Genomic DNA, 18,230 nt, shown 5'->3' with positions numbered 1-18,230 from the left:
ATCTAGCGATCAGGTTCGTTTCTTGAATAAGCAGTGTTGAAACGGATTGTTTCCCTATGCGCCTACCTGATTTCGAGGCCTGGGCGATGTTTGCCGCCGTGGTCGAACATCGCAGCTTTACCGACGCAGCCAAGGCGCTCAGCGTCTCCAAGGCCACCGTGTCCAAGGCGGTGACCCGCCTGGAGCAGCATCTCGATACCAGCCTGTTCAGCCGCACCAGCCGCCGCCTGGCGCTGACCGAGAGCGGCCGTCGGCTGGCCGATCATGCCCAGCGCATCCTGGCGGAGGGGCAGGCGGCGGAGGAGGCCGCGCGCGACGAGACCGCCGAACTCTCCGGCACGGTGAGCCTGGGCGCGCCGATGAATTTCGGCCTGCTGCGGATCGCGCCGCTGATCGCGCAGTTCACCAAGGAAAATCCGCTGGTCGATGTCGATCTGCATCTGTCCGATGCCAAGATCGACATCGTCGAACTCGGCCTCGACGCCACCATCCGCATCGCCGACATGCCCGACAGTTCGCTGCGCGCGCGCCGGCTGGCCGACGTCCATATGCATGTCGTCGCCTCGCCCGCCTATCTGGCCGAGCGCGGCCGCCCGACCCATCCGTCCGACCTCGGCAGCCATGACTGCCTCTGCTATTCCAACGTCACCGCGCCCGATGTCTGGCGCTTCACCGGGCCGGGGCAGCAGAATGTGACGGTGCAGGTCCGCCCGCGCATCACCGTCAACAGCGGCGAGGCGATGATGCCCGCGCTGCGGCTAGGTGTCGGCATTGCCCGTTTGCCCGATTTCATCGTCGGCGATGCGATCCGCTCGGGTGAACTGGAGGAGATTTTGCTCGACTGGCGGCCGCCGCCCTTCGGCCTGCATCTGGTGACGCCGCCCTCGCGCCTGCGCCCGGCACGGGTGGAGGCGCTGCTGGACTTCCTGACCCGCCACCATGGTTGCTGAGGCTGGTTTACGAAGTGCAAATTTTCGCCTTGTGATCGCCACGGATCGCCCCTGCGAAAGGCGGAACCAGGGCAGGACTTTGCTCGTTTCGTCCCGGAATCCAGCTTGACTCGATAGGGATCGTTACGGGGTCAACGCTTTGTAAATAGATTCGTTTTTATACGACTCGCGGATTCCTGCGGGTTAGCGAAAAATTAACCTTTGTCCTTCAGAAGTTTTTTGGTTAATGATTGCGAGCAGAAACCGTTCTGGTGGGGTGAACGGACCTGCGACACGAAGGGGCTTCCAATGCGCGTGCTGCTGATTGAGGACGAACCGACCACCGCCAAGGCGATCGAGCTTATGCTCACGACCGAGGGCTTCAATGTCTACACCACCGATCTCGGGGAAGAGGGCCTCGATCTCGGCAAGCTGTATGACTATGACATCATCTGTCTCGACCTGAACCTGCCCGACATGCACGGCTATGACGTGCTGAAAAAGCTGCGGGCGGCACGGGTGCAGACCCCGGTGCTGATCCTGTCGGGCGTCGCCGAAATGGACAGCAAGGTCCGGTCCTTCGGCTTCGGCGCCGACGATTATGTCACCAAGCCGTTCCATCGCGAGGAACTGATTGCGCGCATCCACGCCGTGGTCCGCCGCTCGAAGGGCCATTCGCAGTCGGTCATCCGCACCGGCAAGCTGGCGGTGAATCTCGACGCGAAGACCGTGGAAGTGGACGGCAACCGCGTCCATCTGACCGGCAAGGAATATGCGATGCTGGAGCTGCTCTCGCTCCGCAAGGGCACGACCCTCACCAAGGAGATGTTCCTCAACCATCTCTATGGCGGCATGGACGAGCCCGAACTCAAGATCATCGACGTGTTCATCTGCAAGCTGCGCAAGAAGCTGGCGCTGGCCTGCGGTGGCGACAATTATATCGAGACCGTATGGGGCCGCGGCTATGTGCTGCGCGATCCCGATGAGGTCGAGGCGCTCGAAGCGCGGGTTGCCTGATCGACCGCTGATTGCATGTCAGGGGGTGGAAAGGCCGGCGGTCCGATGGGATCGCCGGCCTTTTCCGTGTCCGCCATATTGTTACAAATTATGTAATTTCCATAGAATTAAGCTGCCATTTACCATCGATGCCTAGGCCGGGGGTGAAGGAGTTTTATGTTCATGGGCCAGGCCATTCACCCCCACAGCCGCGATGCCGTCTGGGACGCCATCTGCCGTTCGCAGGCGGTGATCGAATTTGCGCCGGACGGCACGATCCTCTGGGCCAATGACCTGTTCCTGGCGACCATGGGCTATGCGCTGGGGGAGATTGTCGGCCGCCATCATCGCATCTTCTGCGACGAAGGCCAGGCGCGCTCGGCCGCCTATGCGGCGCTGTGGGACAAGCTGGCGCAGGGCGATTTCGATGCCGGCGAATATCGGCGCCTCGACAAGCATGGCCGCGACATCTGGCTTCAGGCCACCTATAACCCGGTCTTCAATGCCGAAGGCCGGGTCGAGCGAATCCTCAAGATCGCGACCGACACCACCCCGTCCAAGATATTGCGCGCGGAACTCAAGAGCACGGTCGACGGGCTGGTCGACATTGTCGACACGATCAGCGGCATCGCCAACCAGACCAATCTCCTCGCCCTCAATGCCACGATCGAGGCAGCACGGGCGGGTGAGGCGGGGCGCGGCTTCGCGGTGGTTGCGGCCGAAGTGAAGAAGCTGGCGGGGGACACGCGTGCGGCGACCGATCGCGCCCGCGCCATGGTGGTCGCGTCCAGCTGATCCCGTCGTCCGATTGCGGACATGATGCGGCCGGCGATCCGATGGGGATCGCCGGCCGCTTCCGTCAGGCGACGGCTACGGGGTTATGGGGTCAATCCGTGGCCTGATCGGAAGAGGAGGAAGGCGCGGCGGCATCGCTCTGCGGCTGGCTGGTGCTGCCATGGGTCTCGCCGCTGCCCGAAACCTGCCCGCTGGCGTCGATCGAGGCGGCGCTGCCGACGGCATTGGTCGCGCTGCCCGCGACATTGCCCGCCGCCGATCGTGCGCCGCTGGCCGTCGAACCGGCCCGATCGCGGGCGGAGGCAACCGTGCTGCCTGCCCGATCACGCGCCGATGCCACGGTGCTGCTGGCCCGATCGCGCGCCGTCGCGACGCCGCTTTCCGTCCGGTCCCGTGCGGCGCCGACCGTGTCGCTCGCCCGGCTGCGCGCCGCATCGGTCGCGCCGGTCACATCGCTGGTGCCCAGCGTATCGACCGCCAGATTGCCGCTGGCCGATCCCGATCCGCTGGCCGAGCGGCTCTTGCCATGACGGGTTGCCGATCCTTCGGCGCGGCCATTGCCGTTGCCGCTGGCGCCGACCCGGCCATTGTCGAGGTCGATGCTGCGATCCAGACTCCCCGATCCGCCGAACGAACCGCCCAGCGTGCCACCCAGGCCGCTGGTCATGCCGCCCAGCCCGCCACCACCCAGGGCGCCGCCACCGCCCAGCAACTGGGCCGATGCGGGGGCCGTGGTGAGCGCCGCGAGGCAGGCGGTTGCGATGATAATCTGCGTCTTCATGGACCGTCTCCTTGGTCATCTTGATCCGATGACAGGACAACGGCGGGGCGTTTCGCTTTAATCCCGAACGTCTGAATTTTTCTCACAAGCCACGGAAATTCAGTCCATATTTCTGCAGGTGTCGCACAATATGCCGGCGCCATAGCCCTTGCCGCGGGCGGGTTTCGCCTCCCGCCGCAATGCCTCGACCGATCCACCCGCCATCAGCCGCCCGGCCACCAAAGGCGCGGCAAAGGATGTGCCGCGCACCTTGTCCCGGCCGCCGTCCATGTCGGCGGCCATCATGTCCGCACCGGGCGCGGCAAAATCGACATGGGCCGCGCGCCCGGCCTCGGGCAGCAACCGGCCCCGCCCGTCCACGCCGGTCACGGCGATCACCTGCGGGTAGGATGCGGGGTAGGCGGGCGGGGCGGCCGGGCCGTCATTGCCGACCGCCGCGACCAGCATCACCCCCTTGTCGCGCACCAGCCGGATCGCGCCGGCCAGCAAGGGGTTGTCCGGCCCGACCAGGCTGATCGTCACCACCTTCGCGCCACGCGCCGCCATCCAGCCCAGCGCGCGGACGATGGCAAAGCTGCTGCCACCGGCCGGATCGTCGCCATAGACATCGGCGATCAGCAGCGGCGTGCCCGGCGCCGCGCCCTTCACACTGTCATTGCCACCGATCAGGGATGCGACCGCCGTGCCATGGGCGCTGGCCCTTGGCGCGCCGGCCACGAAGCCGCGCTGCTCGATCGGGCCGGCCAGCGCCGGGTGCGCGGCCACACCGCCGTCGATCAAGCCCGCCGCGCCGCGCCCAACGCTACCATGGCTCGCCAGTGCGGCCGATTTTCCCGCCGCAGCCGCACCGCTCGGGAAATAGAGATTGTCGGCGCTGGCCTGCGCCTGCGGGGCGATCTTGCGCACGCTGCGCAGCGCGCGCGCCAGGCTCTGGCCATCCGGCACGGTCAGGCGGGTGATCGCCATGTCGATCCCCTCCGCCTCGATCCGTTCCACGCCATAGCCGGCCGCCCGCAGTTTCTCGATCGCGGCCGCGTCCGCCCCGGTCAGCAGGATGATGCCCCGCCGCGCCGGCTCTCGCCGGTCGTCCAGTTCGATCTGGTCGCCATGCTGGCGCAGCAGCGCGTCGATCCGCGCCGTGCGCGCCGCTGCCAGCCGATCGGCCAGCCGCGCCGGCGACAGCCGGTCCAGCCCACTCTGGTCGACGATACTGCCCAGCCGGTCGAGCGTGTCGGGCACTATCTGGCCGACCCCGCCCAGCGCACCGCCCCCCAACGCGCTGGCGGCCGGGGCGGGCAGCAATTGCGCCTGCGCACCCGGCGCTGCGAGCCACAGCCCCGCGATCAGCAACGGGCGCGTCCATCTCATCTCTGTCTCTTCCCGCCGGTCATCGCCGGCCTTTTCAGCGTCAAAATCGTCCATCGTCAAAAAAATCCGGTTGCTGGACTTTCTGAAGGATGAAACGGCCGGGCAGGGACGTTTCATCCCTGAAAGCAATTTGGAGAAACCATGTCGTTCGAGCGCGACCTGCTGGCGATCCTGCCCCGGCTGCGGCGTTTTGCCGCCAGCCTGTCGCATGATCGCGCCGATGGCGACGATCTGTGCCAGGCGGCACTGGAAAAGGGGCTGCGCGCCCGCGACCAGTGGCAACCGGGCACGCGGCTCGACAGCTGGATGTATCGGATCATGCGCAATCTTTGGATCGATGAGGGCCGCGCTCGTCAGCGGGCCGCCAGAACCTTCGCCCCGGAAGAGGCGGGTGCCGATGTCGGCTATGCGGGCGACAAGGCGGTGGAACAGGCCATGACCCTGTCCGACGTCGATCGGGCGATGCAGGCATTGCCGCCCGAACAGCGCGAGGCGATCGCGCTCGTGCTGGTGGAGGGGCTGTCCTACAAGGAGGCGGCTGCGATATTGAACATACCGATGGGCACGCTGACCTCGCGACTGGTGCGCGGTCGCGGCGCGCTCATCGAACTATTGGGGGAAGCGGCATGACCGACATTGACGAAGCCATGCTGATCGCCTGGGTGGATGGTGAATTGGACGAGGTGACGCGGCGGCGTGTCGACCGCGCGGTGGCGGAAGACCCCGCGCTGGCCGCCCGGCTGGAGCAGCATCGCCGGCTGCGGGTGCGACTGGCCGGCCATTTCGCGCCGATCGCGCAGGAGGATGTGCCTGCGTCGATGCAGGCCATGCTGGTGCCGCCGACGGTGGTGCCGATCGTTCGGCCGTCGCGGCGCTGGGCGTGGGCGACGGGCGGAGCGATCGCCGCCAGCCTGCTGCTGGGCCTTGGCATCGGCCATATGTCGGGCGAGCCGGTAGGGCCGATTGCGGTAAAGGACGGCGCGATGCTGGCACAGGGATCGCTCGCCACCGCGCTCGACAGTCAATTGGCCTCGGCCGGGGAGGATGGCCCGGTCCGCATCGGCCTCAGCTTCCGGCGCAAGGGCGGCGGCTGGTGTCGCAGCTTCGACGGCGCGGCCATGGCCGGCGTCGCCTGCCGCACCGATGCCGGCTGGCAATTGCTGCAGGCGGTGCCCGGCAAGGGCCAGACGAGCGAATATCGCCAGGCCGCCTCGGCCGATCCGCGCCTTCTCGCCACCATCGACGGCCTGATCGACGGCGCTCCTGCCGATGCGCAGGGCGAACGGGCGGCGCAGGCGGCGGGCTGGCGTTAATCGTCGCTTCGCTGTCGCCTGACTGTCGCCTCAGTGTCGCTTCACCGTCGCGTGACTGTCGCTTCGGTGGCGCGTCAGGAACGCGTGGCAGGCGCGCCAGGCCGCAAAAACGGCTGATTTCACGTCGCACGACACTGTGAACTTTCAACTGTCGCGTCAGAATTCCAGGTTCAGCCGGCCATAATAGAAACCGCCGCTGATCCCATAGGGGGCATAGGCATTGTAGAGGCTTCCGGCCGTCCGGTTCACCGGCTTCAATTTGTTGGGATAGGTGTTGAGCAGATTATTGGCCCCGACCGAAATCTTGACCCCTTGGGTCAGCTTGTAGCCCAGTTCGAGGTCGAGGATCGTCTTGGGGGTCAGCTTCTCGTCGACATAGCCCAGGGTGCAGCCGGCACTGCCGGCGGTGCAGGCGGCAAAATCCTCGGTATGATAGACGGCGGCGCTCGCCCGCTGATAGATTTTGCCATAGCGCGTGGCGCGCAGGTTCAGGTTGAAATCGCCCTTTTCCCACAGGATGTTGCCGATCAGCTTGTCGCGCGGCGTGCCTTCGGAAAGGTCGCCCTGCTTGGCCCGGCCGATCAGCACCAGCCCGGATGCGGCGATCTCGTCGGGGACCGGGTCGATATGGGTGAAGATCGTCTTGTTGAAATTGGCCGACAGGCTGATCGTCGCGGTGCCAAGGTCGCCCAGCCCCGCCCGATAGGTGCTGACGATGTCGAGGCCGCGGGTGCGCGTGTCGGCCGCGTTGGAGAAGATGAGGCCGCCGGCAATGCCCTGGATGCCCGCTGCCGCCAGCGCGTTCATGACCACCGGGCCGCTCAGCGTTTCGGACAGCAGGATACGGTCCCTGACCTTGATCTGATAGGCATCGACCGTGACGTTGAAATTGGGCGCCGGGGTCAGGACGATACCGGCGGACAAGTTGGTCGACTTTTCCGGCTTCAGCGGCTGCGCCCCCAGCGCCCGCGCGGCGACGCCATCGACCGGCAGCGCCTGCACCGGCAGCAGCTGGTTCACGCCGTTGACGGTGACGTTGATCGTGGAGGAGGAGGCATAATGTTGTTGCTGCAGCGTCGGCGCGCGAAAGCCGGTGCTGGCGGTGCCGCGAATGGCAAAGCCGCGAAACGGCTCGATGCGCAGCGACGCCTTGCCGGTATCGGTGGTGCCGAAATCGGAATAATCCTCATGCCGTCCGGCAAGGCCGAACTCCAGCCCCTCGACGATCTGGCCTTCCAGATTGATATAGGCGCTCCAGTTGTCGCGGCTCCAGCTGCCCGATCCTTCGGGCAGGAAGCCGGTGACGCCCTGCGACCCGACACCGGTCCGCGTCGCCCCCGCGAACCAGCTGCCGGCCGGCGAGACATAGCCGCCATCGATATAGGATTCCGGGTCGCCCGGACCGATCAGGAACTTGTTCTTCTTATATTCGGCGCCCACCGCGACCGACAGCGGGCCGGCGAGGCCGATGTCGAGCTCCTTGCTGAAGTCGAGATTGCTTGTCCATTCGTCGAAGCGAATCTTGCCCAGATAGAAATGGGTCGGACTGGCGGGCCCCATGGAGGGGTTGAGCGAGGTGGTCTGCGCATATTTGACCTCGTCCTGCGCATAGCTGGTCGACAGGTCGACATGGATGCCGCCGCCAATCTCGCCGCGCAGGCCGCCGGCGACCTGAAAATCCTCGTCATAGACGTGGATGCGCGGGATATAGCCCTCGGGGTAGATTTCCAGGATATTGTTGAGCGCCGCCGGGTTGCGATAGGTCAGCCAGCCGGCGGCATGGCGCTTGGAATAGGTGCCGAAGCTGTACAGCTCCATGTCGCCGCCGACCGGCATCATCGCGTCATAGCTGGCATTGCCGCCGATCACCTGCGGCTGGCCATATCTGGCGCGAATGCGGTCCGGATCGGCATTGCGCGCGTCGCCGGTGGGGTAGAAGGGATTGCTGGTGATCGGGCTGCTGTTGACCACCGTATTGTCCTGCAGCACGCCTTCGCCCGACAGGTGGATATAGCCGCCGTCCGGCCCGATCGCGAAGCCCTTGTCGATCTGCCAGCGGCCCTGCCAGCCGCCATTGTCGGCGGTGCTGCCCATGGTCAGCGCCGCGCCGCCTTGGGTGTCGTTCTTCAGGATGATGTTGACGACACCGGCGATCGCATCCGACCCATATTGGGCCGACGCGCCATCGCGCAGCACTTCGATCCGCTGGATCGCATTGCCGGGGATCAGGTCCAGGTCCGGCGGCGACTGGCCATTCTGGACCGACCCGTTGATGAACAGGGTGGCGGTATTGTGCCGCCGCTTGCCGTTGACCAGCACCAGCAACTGGTCGCCGCCCAGGCCGCGCAGCGACAAAGTGCGTACCGCCCAGCTGGCGCCCGCGCCATTGTTCGACACATTGATCGACGGGACCAACGTACCCAGCAGATCGCGCACCGACTGCTTGCCGCTCGCTTCCAGATCCTTTTCGCCCAGCACGTCGATCGGCGCCAGGCTTTCGGCGACGGTGCGGGTCGTCTGGCGGGTGCCGGTGACGATGATGGGCGCGGATTCGGCGGCCGGCTCCGGCGCAGGCGCCATGGCGAGGCTATCGAGCGTCGCCGTGCCGCTCGCCTGCGCGAACTGGATGGCCAGCGGGCGGCGGCGCACCGCGCTGCGGTTGGGCGGGGTGACGAGGGCGATGACGCCGGCGCCGGCCGGGGATCGGCGCAATTCGGTGCCGGCCAGCAACTGGCTGAGCGCATCGTCGGTACTCAGCCATCCTTCGACCCGGCGGCTGCGGATATTGGCGACTTCATCATAGGGGAACAGGATGCGAATGCCGGCCTGCGCCGACAGCGCCCGCAGCGCGCCGCTAAGGGGCTGCGACGGAATGGAGAATTTGTGTCGCTGCGACAGGCTGGTGTCCGGCGCAGGGGCGGCAAGCAGTTGGGTCGGCGCAACAAGGCATGTGGTGAGCGAAAGCCCCGCCAGAACATGGCGTTTCTGCATGATATGTCCCCTGCTGTTCGGCATTTTTTGCCGTTGGTCATGGGAACGAAATATGGCGGGCGATCCGCCATGGGCCGGCAACAAAAGCGCCAGGCCATGGCTCTCGCTCAGGAAGGGCTCAGGTCTCGCCGGTCTGAAGGAACCAGCGGTCCGCGCCTTCCAGGCCGATGGCGGTCAGCCGGCCGGAATAATAGGCTCCGGTATCGATGCCGATGCGATTGGCCAGATTTTCGACCTCGGGCGTGATGCTGTGGCCATGGACCACCATCTTGTCATGCCGTCCGCCATGGTTGAGGAAATCGCCGCGTATCCAGCGCAGATCGGACGGTCGCTGCTCGGCGATCGGCACCCTGGGGCGGATGCCGGCATGGACGAACAGATAGTCGCCGACCGTCAGATGATCGACGAAGCTGTCGAGGAAATCGACATCCGCGCGCGGAATATAGTTCATCATCCAGTGGGCGATCGCCCCATCATCCATGTCGGCGCTCAGCGAAAGCGGCAGGCCGTAGCTGGCGAGCGTTTCCATGCCGCCGATGCGCCGGAAGAAGCCGACCGCGCCCTGATCGCCGCGCGCAGCCATGACAAAAATCTCTTCATGATTGCCCTTCAGCAGCCGGATGTCGCTGCCCGATCCATGCAGTGCCCGGACCCGCTCGACCACCTGCGCCGAATGCGGCCCGCGATCGATCAGGTCACCGAGCAGGATGAGGCATCGCCGCTTTCCAGGCCGCAGCGCATCGTCGGCGACCAGCATGCCGAGCAACTGGTCGAGCAGGTCGAGCCGGCCATGAATGTCGCCGATCGCATAGACGCGCCAGTCATCCCCCACGCTGGGAGGCGTACCGTCCTGGTTGTCGGATCGGCGCAGGAATTTCAGCATCGGGTGGGCCATGAGCGCTTCATGGCCCGCGATGCTGCCACAGCGTCACAGGCGCGGCAATGTCACGCCCTGCTGTCCCATATATTTTCCGGCCCGGTCGGCATAGCTGACCTCGCAAGGCTCGTTGCCCTGCAGGAACAGGAACTGGCAGGCGCCTTCATTGGCGTAGATCTTGGCGGGCAGCGGCGTAGTATTGGAAAATTCCAGCGTCACATGGCCTTCCCAGCCCGGTTCCAGCGGCGTGACGTTCACGATGATGCCGCAGCGGGCATAGGTGGATTTGCCAAGGCAGATCACCAGCACGTCGCGCGGGACGCGAAAATATTCGACCGTGCGGGCAAGCGCGAAGCTGTTGGGCGGGATGATGCAGACGTCGGTCTTGCGGTCGACGAAGCTGTTGGCGGCGAAATCCTTGGGATCGACCACGGCGCTGTCGACATTGGTAAAGATCTTGAACTCGTCGGCGACGCGCGCGTCATAGCCATAGGAGGACAGGCCATAGCTGATGCAGCCGTCGCGGCGCTGATTCTCCACGAACGGCTCGATCATGCGGTTCGACTGGGCCTGCTTGCGGATCCAGCGGTCGGAAAGGATGGACATGGGTCTGTCAGCTCTTCTGTGCAGGGGTGATGCCAAGGTCGGCCGGGCCGAAGGCGTGGGGCAACAGGTCGGCAACGCGATGTTCGACCAGGCCGTCACCTTCGGGCGCGACGCAATAGATGGCCAGGGTGCGGCCGGCCATCTGTTCGGCCTCGTTGATGACCTGGCGGCATCGGCCACAGGGGCTGACGATCGCCTCGCCGCCGACGCTGCCGTCCGCCGACATGCCGCCGCCGACGACCGCGATCTCGGTGACATCGGCCAGACGGCCCTGCGCGTTGACGGTCGCCAGCGCGACCGTTTCGGCGCACAGCGACAGGCCATAGCTCGCATTTTCGAAATTGCTGCCGGTGACGATGCTGCCATCGGTCAGACGCACGGCGGCGCCCACGGCAAAGCGGCTGTAGGGCGCATGGGCATAAGCCAGCGCGCCGCGCGCTGCCGCGACCAGCGCGGCGATATTCTTGTCTTCTGCACTCATGGTGCCACCACATCCCATCTGATCGGTCCGTCGACGCCGTCGATATGCCGCATGTCGCTGGCTGTCCACATCACCCAGGGCCGTTTGGCATAATCGGGCGCGAAGAAATTGCCATCGACCCACAAGGTCCGGTTGATGCCGCTGGCAATGTCATATTGGGCATCGAAATCGGCGCTGATGTTGAGCAGGGCGGGCTTGCCGGCATGGCTTTCGACCAGATTGACCAGCGTGTTGAGTTCCGACAGCACCTGGTCGCGGCCCGGCCGCGTGGCGCAGGACGGATCGAACCCCAGCCGGATGACCGGGGGCAGGGCGGCATTGTCGCGCGGCACGGTGGTCATGAACTGGGTCGCCTGATCGACGGCCTTGGCACACAGGCTATAGTCCAGCGCCGCGCCATAGCGCATGCCCGCGCCGCGTGCGCCGCGCCAGTTGGCGGCGAACAGCGGGTCGCGCAGGCTGGCGCCCCTGGCCGCGCGAATATAGGCGAAATCCGCCCCCTGCGCCGCCAGCGTGCCCCATTCGACCAAGCCGGTGTCGGATGTCACCGATACGCCCTGGGTCGGATATTCGTCACGGTTCGGAGCCCATCCGCGTGCATAGATCCACAATGCCGAACCCAGCACCATGATGATTGCCAGAACCGCCCCCAAGCGGACCAGCAAGCCCCCCAAAGTCAAACGCCCGATGATATTACCCCTTGATGTGCAGGACGCAGATAAGTGTGAACAGGCGGCGCGCAGTGTCGAAATCGACCGCGATCTTCCCCTCCAGCCGCTCCTTCAGCATGTCCGCTGCGTCGTTGTGAATGCCCCGCCGGGCCATGTCGACGGTTTCGATCTGCGCTGGCGAGGCATTGCTGATCGCCTGATAATAGCTGTCGCAGATCGCGAAATATTCGCGGATCGGCCGGCGGAAACGGCCCAGGCCCAGGATGATCGCCTCCAGCGGGCTGTCATCCGCGCGATTGATCTCGATGACCAGGCGCCCTTCCTCGACCCGCAGCACCACCTTGTAGGGGCCGGCATAGCCGTCGGCATGGACGCGCTCAGGCGCGAAATGATTATCCTCCAGCAGGTCGAAAATGGCGATGCGCCGTTCCTGCTCGACATCCGCGTTGCGCCACAAGATGGTGCGCTCGTCGAGCTTGATGTCTATGATGCGCGGATCGGCCATGGCGGGTCTGCTGTCAGTGCGGCGGCGGGCCACGAAAAGCAAGCGGGACTTGTGGCGGAGGAGATGCGGTTGTTTCAACCTTCGCCCTTGCGCGACCCGCGTCGTGGCGCGATGAGGGCCCATGGTCGAACTCGTGAAACTCAATGCCGCTCCCGAAGAGGGCGGGCTGGAACTGCCGCGCAACGTCGAAGCGGAGGCTGCGCTGCTCGGCGCGCTGATGATTGACAACCGCATCGCGGAGGATGTGCAGCTCAAGCTCAAGCCCGAACATTTCTTCGAGCCACTGCATGGCCGTATCTATGAGGCGGTGATGCGCCTGATCGAGCGCGACATGATCGCCAATCCGGTGACGCTCAAGCCGATGCTGGAACAGGATCCGGCGCTCAAGGAGCTGGGCGGCGCGGCCTATCTGGCGCAGCTCACCGGCAGCGGTGCCGCGCTGCTGGGTGCGCGCGACTTCGCGACCCAGATCTATGACCTTGCCCTACTTCGTCAACTTGTGAACGTTGGTCGAGAACTGGTTGATAATGCTTTGGATACCAGTGAGGATGTCAATCCGCGCGAGCAGATCGAGCTGGCCGAAGTTGCGCTTTACAAAGTGTCGGAAGGCGAGGGCGAGAGCGGGTCGGTCAAGAGCTTCCTCTCCGCCTCCACCATGGCGGTACAGGTGGCTGAACGTGCGCTCAACAGCGGCGGCCATGTGTCGGGTATCACCACCGGAATCAACAGCCTCAACGAGAAGATCGGTGGTCTGCACAATTCCGACTTGATGATCCTGGCCGGCCGTCCGGGCATGGGCAAGACGTCGCTGGCGACCAATATCGCCTATAATGCGGCGTCGCGCTGGCTGCGCGACCATAATGACGGCATTCCGCCGGAAAAGAATATGGGCGCCAAGACCGCCTTCTTCAGCCTCGAAATGTCGGCCGACCAGCTGGCGACCCGCGTTCTGGCCGAACAGTCGGGGATCAGCGGCGAAGCGCTGCGTATGGGCAAGATCAGCCGGGCGGACTTCCAGAACCTGTCGCGCGCCGCGCGCGACCTGCAGGAACTGCCGCTGTTCATCGACGACACGCCGGGTCTGACGATCGCGGCGCTGCGCACCCGCGCGCGCCGGCTCAAGCGCCGTCATGATGTCGGTTTCATCGTCGTCGACTATCTCCAGCTGCTGCAGGGCAGCGGCAAGGCGGGCGATAGCCGCGTCAACGAAATTTCGGAAATTTCCCGTGGTTTGAAGACGTTGGCGAAGGAACTTCATGTCCCTGTGCTGGCGCTGTCGCAGCTCAGCCGTGCGGTGGAACAGCGCGAGGACAAGCGTCCGCAGCTGTCCGACCTTCGCGAGTCGGGCTCGATCGAGCAGGACGCGGACATGGTCTGGTTCGTGTTCCGCGAGGATTATTATGTCGCCGCCAAGGAGCCGGGAAACAAGGAAGGGCCCGAGCATCAGGAATGGGTGCAGGAGATGGAACGCATCTACGGCCTGGCCGAAGTGATCGTCGCCAAGCAGCGTCACGGTTCGACCGGCCGTATCCGCATGAAGTTCGACGCCAAGATCACGCGCTTCTCGGATCTGGCCGAGGGCAGTTCCTACCTCGAAGACCTCGAATAAGAAGGCATGGCGGCGGACATGTCCGCCGCCACCGGGTTCAGCCGGCGACGAACGCCTTGAAGACGATGCACAGGCCGATCATGCTGGCGAGATAGGCGAGCGAGCGGACCACTGGCACGCCCAGGCCATAGAGCGGCAGGTAGAGCGCGCGCGACACCAGCCACAGCCAGCCACCGATCGCCGTCCATTCGCTGGTGCGGCCGGCCACGACCACGCCGAACAGGACGATGATCGCGATCGGGAAGGTTTCCAGGAAATTGGCCTGGGCGCGGACAAGCCGGCCGCCGACCGGATCGAGCGGGGGCAGGTTTTCGTCCCGCGCCCCGGTATTCCATTTCAAACCATATTGTTTCGTCTTGAGATGCGCCGCCGCGAAGATATGGACCAGCAGCAGGACGCAGGCCCAGGCCAGGATCTTCAGTTCAACCGCCATCATACCCTCCCTTTATCGCGGCGGCGTCATGCCATCCGCTTATTTGACGATTGGCAACCATATCGCGCTGGCGCCCGCCGCGCCATATTGCACGCTCTGGGTCGCCGGCTTGTAGTCGCCCGGCTTGGCGTCGAAGATCGAGGGCACATAGGTCTGCGGGTTGCGGTCGTAGACCGGGAACAGGCTGGACTGGATCTGCACCATGATGCGATGGCCTGGCTTGAACACATGGTTCACGTTCGGAAGGCCGAATTTGTAATTTTCCGCCTTGCCCGGCGTCAGCGCCTGCGGCTTGTCGAAGCCATGGGCGTAGCGGCCCCGGAAAATGTCGATGCCGATCGGCAGTTCATAGCCGGCCATCACCGGATTGGCGGTGTTCTCTTCCGGATAGACGTCGATCAGCTTCACCACCCAGTCGCTGTCGGTGCCACTGGTGGCGGCGAACAGGTCGACCATTGGCTGGCCGGCGATATGGACCTCCTTGTCCAGCACCGGCGTCACATAGGTCAGCACATCGGGCCGACCATCGACGAAACGCTGATCCTTCACCAGCCAGGTGCGCCAGGCCTCATTCTGGTCCTGATGGATCGGGCGGGGCAGATAGGGCACCGGCTTGGCTGGATCGGACACATAGGAGTCGCTGCCCGCCGCTGCCGGCTTGGCCCAGGACAGGCTGTAGCTGGCGCCGAGATAGAGCGGGGTCGGCGTGCCGCCCGGCCATTTGGCGCGGGTTTCCCATTTGTCGATGCCGGTCGCATAGGTGAGCGAGCCGGGCATGGTGTAGCCGGCGGGCGGATTGTCCTTGAGATAATGGTCGAGGAAGGGCTTCATCGTGCCGACGCGGAACTGGCGGCCGGTATCGCCCTCGAACTGAAGGTCACCGAGGCTCCGGCCCTCATAATTGACGCCGCTATGGCGCCAGGGACCGATCACCAGGCTGACCATGTCATTCTTCTTGTCCTGCGGTTCCAGCGCCTTGTAGACCGCCGGCGCGCCATAGCTGTCCTCCTGGTCCCACTGGCCCACGACCAGCATCGTCGGCACGGTCAGGGTGCGCTTGGCCAGCAGCTTGTCGACCGCCTGTTCCTGCCAATAGGCGTCATAGGCCGGATGTTCGAGCAGCTTGCGGACCGAGGGGAAGGCGTCGAGGCCATAGGTGCGGGCGAAGTCGCCGGCCGATCCGGCGTTCAGCATCGTCGTATATTCGTCGCCATTGCCCATCGGGATGGCGCCGCCGCCCTTCTTGGCGGTCTGCGACAGGCTGTAGCCGAAGCCGAAATTGCGGAAGGCGCCATTGTGGAACCAGTCATCGCCCATCCAGCCATCGACCATCGGGCTCTGCGGTACGGCGGCCTTCAGCGCAGGATGCGGATCGATCAGCGCCATCAGCGAGGTGAAGCCGGGATAGGAGGAGCCGGTGATCGCGACCTTGCCGTTGGTTTCCGGCACATTCTTCACCAGCCAGTCGATCGTGTCATAGGCGTCGGTGCTGTTGTCGACATCGGTCTTGTTGAGCGGGCCACGCAGCGGGCGGGTCATGACATAGTCGCCCTCCGACCCGTGCAGGCCGCGCACGTCCTGATAGACGCGGATATAGCCGTCATTGACGAAATCGGCATCCATGACCGGCAGGATCTCCTCGATCTTCTGGCTGCGGTTGCGGCTGGTCGCCTTGCCCGCATCATAGGGGGTGCGGGTCAGCAGGATGGGGCCGTGGCGCGTGCCCTTGCGCATGACGATCACGGTGAACAGCTTCACCCCGTCGCGCATCGGGATCATCACTTCCTTGCGCACATAGTCCGCCTGTGGCCGGGCCGGATCATAGACATCGACCTTGTCCGGGGTCATCGGATCGGTCTGGGCGGCGATCGGCGCGGCGAGCGCAGCGATCATCAGGGCGGCAGTCGAAATCTGTGCGGCACGAAGCATGGCGATACCCCTTTGTTCTTTTGTAATCATGCAACGGGTCCGGCCTTGAGGGAAGGCCGGACCCGCTTGTCCTTTGTCAGGCCTGCGCGAGGGCGCGGGCGCGATCCTCGATCCGCTTTTCCAGGATCGACAGCGGCATCGCGCCTTCCTCAAGAACGGCGTGGAACTGCTTGATATCGAACTTGTCGCCCAGCAGCGCCTGCGCCTTTTCGCGGGCCTTGGTCCAGCTGCCATGGCCGACCTTGTAGCTGGTCGCCTGGCCCGGCTGGGTGCAGTAGCGCTCGACCTCGCGCTGGCAGCGGGGGCGGGCAAAGCCGGTCTTCTCGACCATGTAATCGGTCGCCTGCTTGACGCTCCACTGCTTGGAATGGATGCCGGTGTCGACCACCAGGCGGGCGGCGCGGAACAGGAAGGACTGGAGATAGCCGGCACGGTCGATCGGCGTCGCATAGCCGCCCAGTTCGTCGGCCAACTGCTCGGCATAGAGCGCCCAGCCTTCGCTATAGGCGCTCATGAAGGCGATCTTGCGCAGCATCGGCACATCGCCGGCGGTCTGCGCGGTCGAGATCTGGAGGTGATGGCCGGGCACACCTTCATGATAGGTGAGGGCGGGCAGACCATATTTCGGCCAGTCGCCGACATCCTTCAGGTTGATGAAATAGATGGCCGGGCGCGAGCCGTCGAGCGCAGCGCGATTATAATAGCCGTTGGAGGCGCCGTCCTGGATCTCGACCGGCACCGCGCGGATTTCGAGCGGGGTATTGGGGATGGTCGTGAACGCCTGGGGCAGCTTCGCCTTCATGGCGTCGAGGTCGCGGTTGAGCTGGGCGAGCAGGGCGGCGCGGCCGTCCGGGCTGTCAGCATAGAGCTGGGCCGGGTCGACATTGAGCGCGGCGAGCTTTTCGCCGACGCTGCCCTTGGTGAAGCCGGCGCCGTTCAGGATCACGTCCAGCTTGGCGCTGATGTCGGCGACCTGCTCCAGCCCCATGGCATGGATCTGGTCGGCGCTAAGGTCGGTGGTGGTCGCCTGCTTGAGGGCGGCAGCATAGATTTCGTCGCCGCGCGGGGTGCGCCATACGCCGTCACCGGCGGCGGTCTTGGGCTTCAACGCGTCGATCGCGGCGATCTGTTCGTCGAGCGCGGGATAGATCGACTTTTCGACGATCGCGGTGGCCTGCGCCTGCCAGTCGCCGGTCACGCCCTTGGCGGCGGCGCGCTTCACCAGCGACTGGACCAGGCTGCTGGTCGCGGCAGGCTGGCCGCGCAGCTTCTTCATCTGGCCCAGCGTCAGGTCGAGCGACCAGCCGGGGGCAAGATAGCCGCGCGCGGCCTCGTCCCGCTGCAGCGCGGTGTCGGTCCGCAGGTTCCGGGCAAAGGCGTCGAGCCGGGCGACATAGGCCTCGCAATCACCGGCATTGTTGATGGTGTGCGCGGTGTTCAGGAAATCGGGCGTCTGGAAATAGCTGCCGCCCTGCTGGAAGATGCGATAGGGGCGCTGGACGCTGTTGAGGCCGAACTTGGCCGGCGCGACGGTCTGCTGGTCGAGCGAATAGAGGATGACCTCCAGGTTCAGGCGCTGCGCATCCGACAAGGCGGCGCCCTCATAGCCCTTGAACTCCTTGATCGCGGCCTGGGTGGCGGCCAGCTTCTTCATGGTGCCGGACTTGCTGTTGTCGTCGAGCTGGCTCTTGGCGGCGGAGCGGGCGCCCTTGTCGAGGCCGAGGCTGGTGACCATGGCCGGCGACAGGTCGAGCTGGCGCTCGAAGGCGGTGGCGAAGGCGGCCGACAGGCGGGCATCATCGGCGCCGGCCGTCTGGGCCAAGGCGCGGGGCGCGGCGGTGGCGAGCGCGACCGCGCCCGAGGAAAGCAGGAATTGACGACGATCCATGGGGCGACTCCCTTAAGTCCCGTTGGAAAGGGGGGAGTGTATTGCGCTGCTGACACGA

The 18,230-nt window shown here is 65.2% G+C and carries 17 protein-coding genes; 6 read left to right on the top strand and 11 right to left on the bottom strand.

Annotated features, from left to right (window positions below; translation table 11 throughout):
- The first annotated feature begins 56 nt into the window (after window positions 1-56).
- From JQK15_RS06810 to JQK15_RS27255, 3 genes are all read left to right on the top strand, one after another.
- Window positions 57-950: a LysR family transcriptional regulator gene (locus JQK15_RS06810; RefSeq protein WP_214864400.1), complete on the top strand. Its 894-nt coding sequence runs from the start codon at window positions 57-59 to the stop codon at window positions 948-950.
- A gap of 288 nt (window positions 951-1,238) precedes the next feature.
- Window positions 1,239-1,946: a response regulator transcription factor CtrA gene (ctrA, locus tag JQK15_RS06805; RefSeq protein ID WP_004212203.1), complete on the top strand. Its 708-nt coding sequence runs from the start codon at window positions 1,239-1,241 to the stop codon at window positions 1,944-1,946.
- Between the two features lie 156 nt (window positions 1,947-2,102).
- Window positions 2,103-2,720, top strand: coding sequence for a methyl-accepting chemotaxis protein (locus JQK15_RS27255; protein ID WP_017502956.1), 618 nt, complete (start codon window positions 2,103-2,105; stop codon window positions 2,718-2,720).
- A gap of 91 nt (window positions 2,721-2,811) precedes the next feature.
- Here the strand turns inward: JQK15_RS27255 and JQK15_RS06795 are convergent, their stop codons facing one another.
- Together JQK15_RS06795 and JQK15_RS06790 are read right to left on the bottom strand one after the other, a co-directional pair.
- Window positions 2,812-3,501: a hypothetical protein gene (locus tag JQK15_RS06795; RefSeq protein ID WP_214864398.1), complete on the bottom strand. Its 690-nt coding sequence runs from the start codon at window positions 3,499-3,501 to the stop codon at window positions 2,812-2,814.
- Between the two features lie 99 nt (window positions 3,502-3,600).
- Window positions 3,601-4,923, bottom strand: a complete 1,323-nt coding sequence (locus tag JQK15_RS06790) for a S8 family serine peptidase (protein WP_214864396.1) — start codon at window positions 4,921-4,923, stop codon at window positions 3,601-3,603.
- An 87-nt stretch (window positions 4,924-5,010) separates the two neighbouring features.
- On the opposite strand from JQK15_RS06790, the gene JQK15_RS06785 reads away from it, so the two are divergent.
- Both JQK15_RS06785 and JQK15_RS06780 read left to right on the top strand, forming a co-directional pair.
- The gene (locus JQK15_RS06785) at window positions 5,011-5,499 is read left to right on the top strand and encodes an RNA polymerase sigma factor (RefSeq protein WP_004212209.1); all 489 of its coding nucleotides are present in this window, start codon (window positions 5,011-5,013) and stop codon (window positions 5,497-5,499) included.
- Entirely contained in the window at window positions 5,496-6,182 is a 687-nt protein-coding gene (locus JQK15_RS06780; RefSeq protein WP_214864394.1) for an anti-sigma factor family protein, read from the top strand. The genes JQK15_RS06785 and JQK15_RS06780 overlap by 4 nt, the downstream gene beginning before the upstream one ends.
- Window positions 6,183-6,338: 156 nt before the next feature.
- On the opposite strand, the gene JQK15_RS06775 is transcribed toward JQK15_RS06780, so the two are convergent.
- From JQK15_RS06775 to JQK15_RS06750, 6 genes are all read right to left on the bottom strand, one after another.
- Window positions 6,339-9,173: a TonB-dependent receptor plug domain-containing protein gene (locus JQK15_RS06775; protein ID WP_214864392.1), complete on the bottom strand. Its 2,835-nt coding sequence runs from the start codon at window positions 9,171-9,173 to the stop codon at window positions 6,339-6,341.
- Window positions 9,174-9,291: 118 nt separating this feature from the next.
- Window positions 9,292-10,068, bottom strand: coding sequence for a metallophosphoesterase family protein (locus JQK15_RS06770; protein ID WP_214864390.1), 777 nt, complete (start codon window positions 10,066-10,068; stop codon window positions 9,292-9,294).
- Window positions 10,069-10,101: 33 nt separating this feature from the next.
- Entirely contained in the window at window positions 10,102-10,656 is a 555-nt protein-coding gene (dcd, locus tag JQK15_RS06765; protein WP_004212213.1) for a dCTP deaminase, read from the bottom strand.
- A 7-nt stretch (window positions 10,657-10,663) separates the two neighbouring features.
- Window positions 10,664-11,137: a cytidine deaminase gene (locus JQK15_RS06760; protein WP_214864388.1), complete on the bottom strand. Its 474-nt coding sequence runs from the start codon at window positions 11,135-11,137 to the stop codon at window positions 10,664-10,666.
- Window positions 11,134-11,766: a GH25 family lysozyme gene (locus JQK15_RS06755; RefSeq protein ID WP_004212215.1), complete on the bottom strand. Its 633-nt coding sequence runs from the start codon at window positions 11,764-11,766 to the stop codon at window positions 11,134-11,136. The genes JQK15_RS06760 and JQK15_RS06755 overlap by 4 nt, the downstream gene beginning before the upstream one ends.
- A gap of 64 nt (window positions 11,767-11,830) precedes the next feature.
- The gene (locus JQK15_RS06750; RefSeq protein ID WP_010339983.1) at window positions 11,831-12,313 is read right to left on the bottom strand and encodes a UPF0262 family protein; all 483 of its coding nucleotides are present in this window, start codon (window positions 12,311-12,313) and stop codon (window positions 11,831-11,833) included.
- Between the two features lie 121 nt (window positions 12,314-12,434).
- On the opposite strand from JQK15_RS06750, the gene JQK15_RS06745 reads away from it, so the two are divergent.
- Window positions 12,435-13,922, top strand: coding sequence for a replicative DNA helicase (locus JQK15_RS06745; RefSeq protein WP_010339984.1), 1,488 nt, complete (start codon window positions 12,435-12,437; stop codon window positions 13,920-13,922).
- Window positions 13,923-13,959: 37 nt separating this feature from the next.
- Here the strand turns inward: JQK15_RS06745 and JQK15_RS06740 are convergent, their stop codons facing one another.
- The 3 genes from JQK15_RS06740 to JQK15_RS06730 form a co-directional block, all read right to left on the bottom strand.
- On the bottom strand, window positions 13,960-14,355 hold the full coding sequence (locus JQK15_RS06740) for an MAPEG family protein (RefSeq protein WP_004212218.1): 396 nt from the start codon (window positions 14,353-14,355) through the stop codon (window positions 13,960-13,962).
- Between the two features lie 39 nt (window positions 14,356-14,394).
- Window positions 14,395-16,284, bottom strand: coding sequence for a CocE/NonD family hydrolase (locus JQK15_RS06735; protein ID WP_214864386.1), 1,890 nt, complete (start codon window positions 16,282-16,284; stop codon window positions 14,395-14,397).
- A gap of 76 nt (window positions 16,285-16,360) precedes the next feature.
- Window positions 16,361-18,172: a DUF885 domain-containing protein gene (locus tag JQK15_RS06730; RefSeq protein WP_214864385.1), complete on the bottom strand. Its 1,812-nt coding sequence runs from the start codon at window positions 18,170-18,172 to the stop codon at window positions 16,361-16,363.
- Between the last annotated feature and the right edge of the window lie 58 nt (window positions 18,173-18,230).

Source organism: Sphingobium sp. BHU LFT2 (assembly GCF_018604485.1).
Classification (GTDB): Bacteria; Pseudomonadota; Alphaproteobacteria; order Sphingomonadales; family Sphingomonadaceae; genus Sphingobium; species Sphingobium yanoikuyae_A.
This window is presented reverse-complemented; position numbering and strand designations above follow the sequence as displayed.

Coding starts and splice junctions, on each gene's coding strand:
- JQK15_RS06810 (WP_214864400.1), top strand. CDS start 57: ATGCGCCTACCTGATTTCGAGGCCTGGGCGATGTTTGCCGCCGTGGTC.
- ctrA (WP_004212203.1), top strand. CDS start 1,239: ATGCGCGTGCTGCTGATTGAGGACGAACCGACCACCGCCAAGGCGATC.
- JQK15_RS27255 (WP_017502956.1), top strand. CDS start 2,103: ATGTTCATGGGCCAGGCCATTCACCCCCACAGCCGCGATGCCGTCTGG.
- JQK15_RS06795 (WP_214864398.1), bottom strand. CDS start 3,501: ATGAAGACGCAGATTATCATCGCAACCGCCTGCCTCGCGGCGCTCACC.
- JQK15_RS06790 (WP_214864396.1), bottom strand. CDS start 4,923: ATGGACGATTTTGACGCTGAAAAGGCCGGCGATGACCGGCGGGAAGAG.
- JQK15_RS06785 (WP_004212209.1), top strand. CDS start 5,011: ATGTCGTTCGAGCGCGACCTGCTGGCGATCCTGCCCCGGCTGCGGCGT.
- JQK15_RS06780 (WP_214864394.1), top strand. CDS start 5,496: ATGACCGACATTGACGAAGCCATGCTGATCGCCTGGGTGGATGGTGAA.
- JQK15_RS06775 (WP_214864392.1), bottom strand. CDS start 9,173: ATGCAGAAACGCCATGTTCTGGCGGGGCTTTCGCTCACCACATGCCTT.
- JQK15_RS06770 (WP_214864390.1), bottom strand. CDS start 10,068: ATGGCCCACCCGATGCTGAAATTCCTGCGCCGATCCGACAACCAGGAC.
- dcd (WP_004212213.1), bottom strand. CDS start 10,656: ATGTCCATCCTTTCCGACCGCTGGATCCGCAAGCAGGCCCAGTCGAAC.
- JQK15_RS06760 (WP_214864388.1), bottom strand. CDS start 11,137: ATGAGTGCAGAAGACAAGAATATCGCCGCGCTGGTCGCGGCAGCGCGC.
- JQK15_RS06755 (WP_004212215.1), bottom strand. CDS start 11,766: ATGGTGCTGGGTTCGGCATTGTGGATCTATGCACGCGGATGGGCTCCG.
- JQK15_RS06750 (WP_010339983.1), bottom strand. CDS start 12,313: ATGGCCGATCCGCGCATCATAGACATCAAGCTCGACGAGCGCACCATC.
- JQK15_RS06745 (WP_010339984.1), top strand. CDS start 12,435: ATGGTCGAACTCGTGAAACTCAATGCCGCTCCCGAAGAGGGCGGGCTG.
- JQK15_RS06740 (WP_004212218.1), bottom strand. CDS start 14,355: ATGGCGGTTGAACTGAAGATCCTGGCCTGGGCCTGCGTCCTGCTGCTG.
- JQK15_RS06735 (WP_214864386.1), bottom strand. CDS start 16,284: ATGCTTCGTGCCGCACAGATTTCGACTGCCGCCCTGATGATCGCTGCG.
- JQK15_RS06730 (WP_214864385.1), bottom strand. CDS start 18,172: ATGGATCGTCGTCAATTCCTGCTTTCCTCGGGCGCGGTCGCGCTCGCC.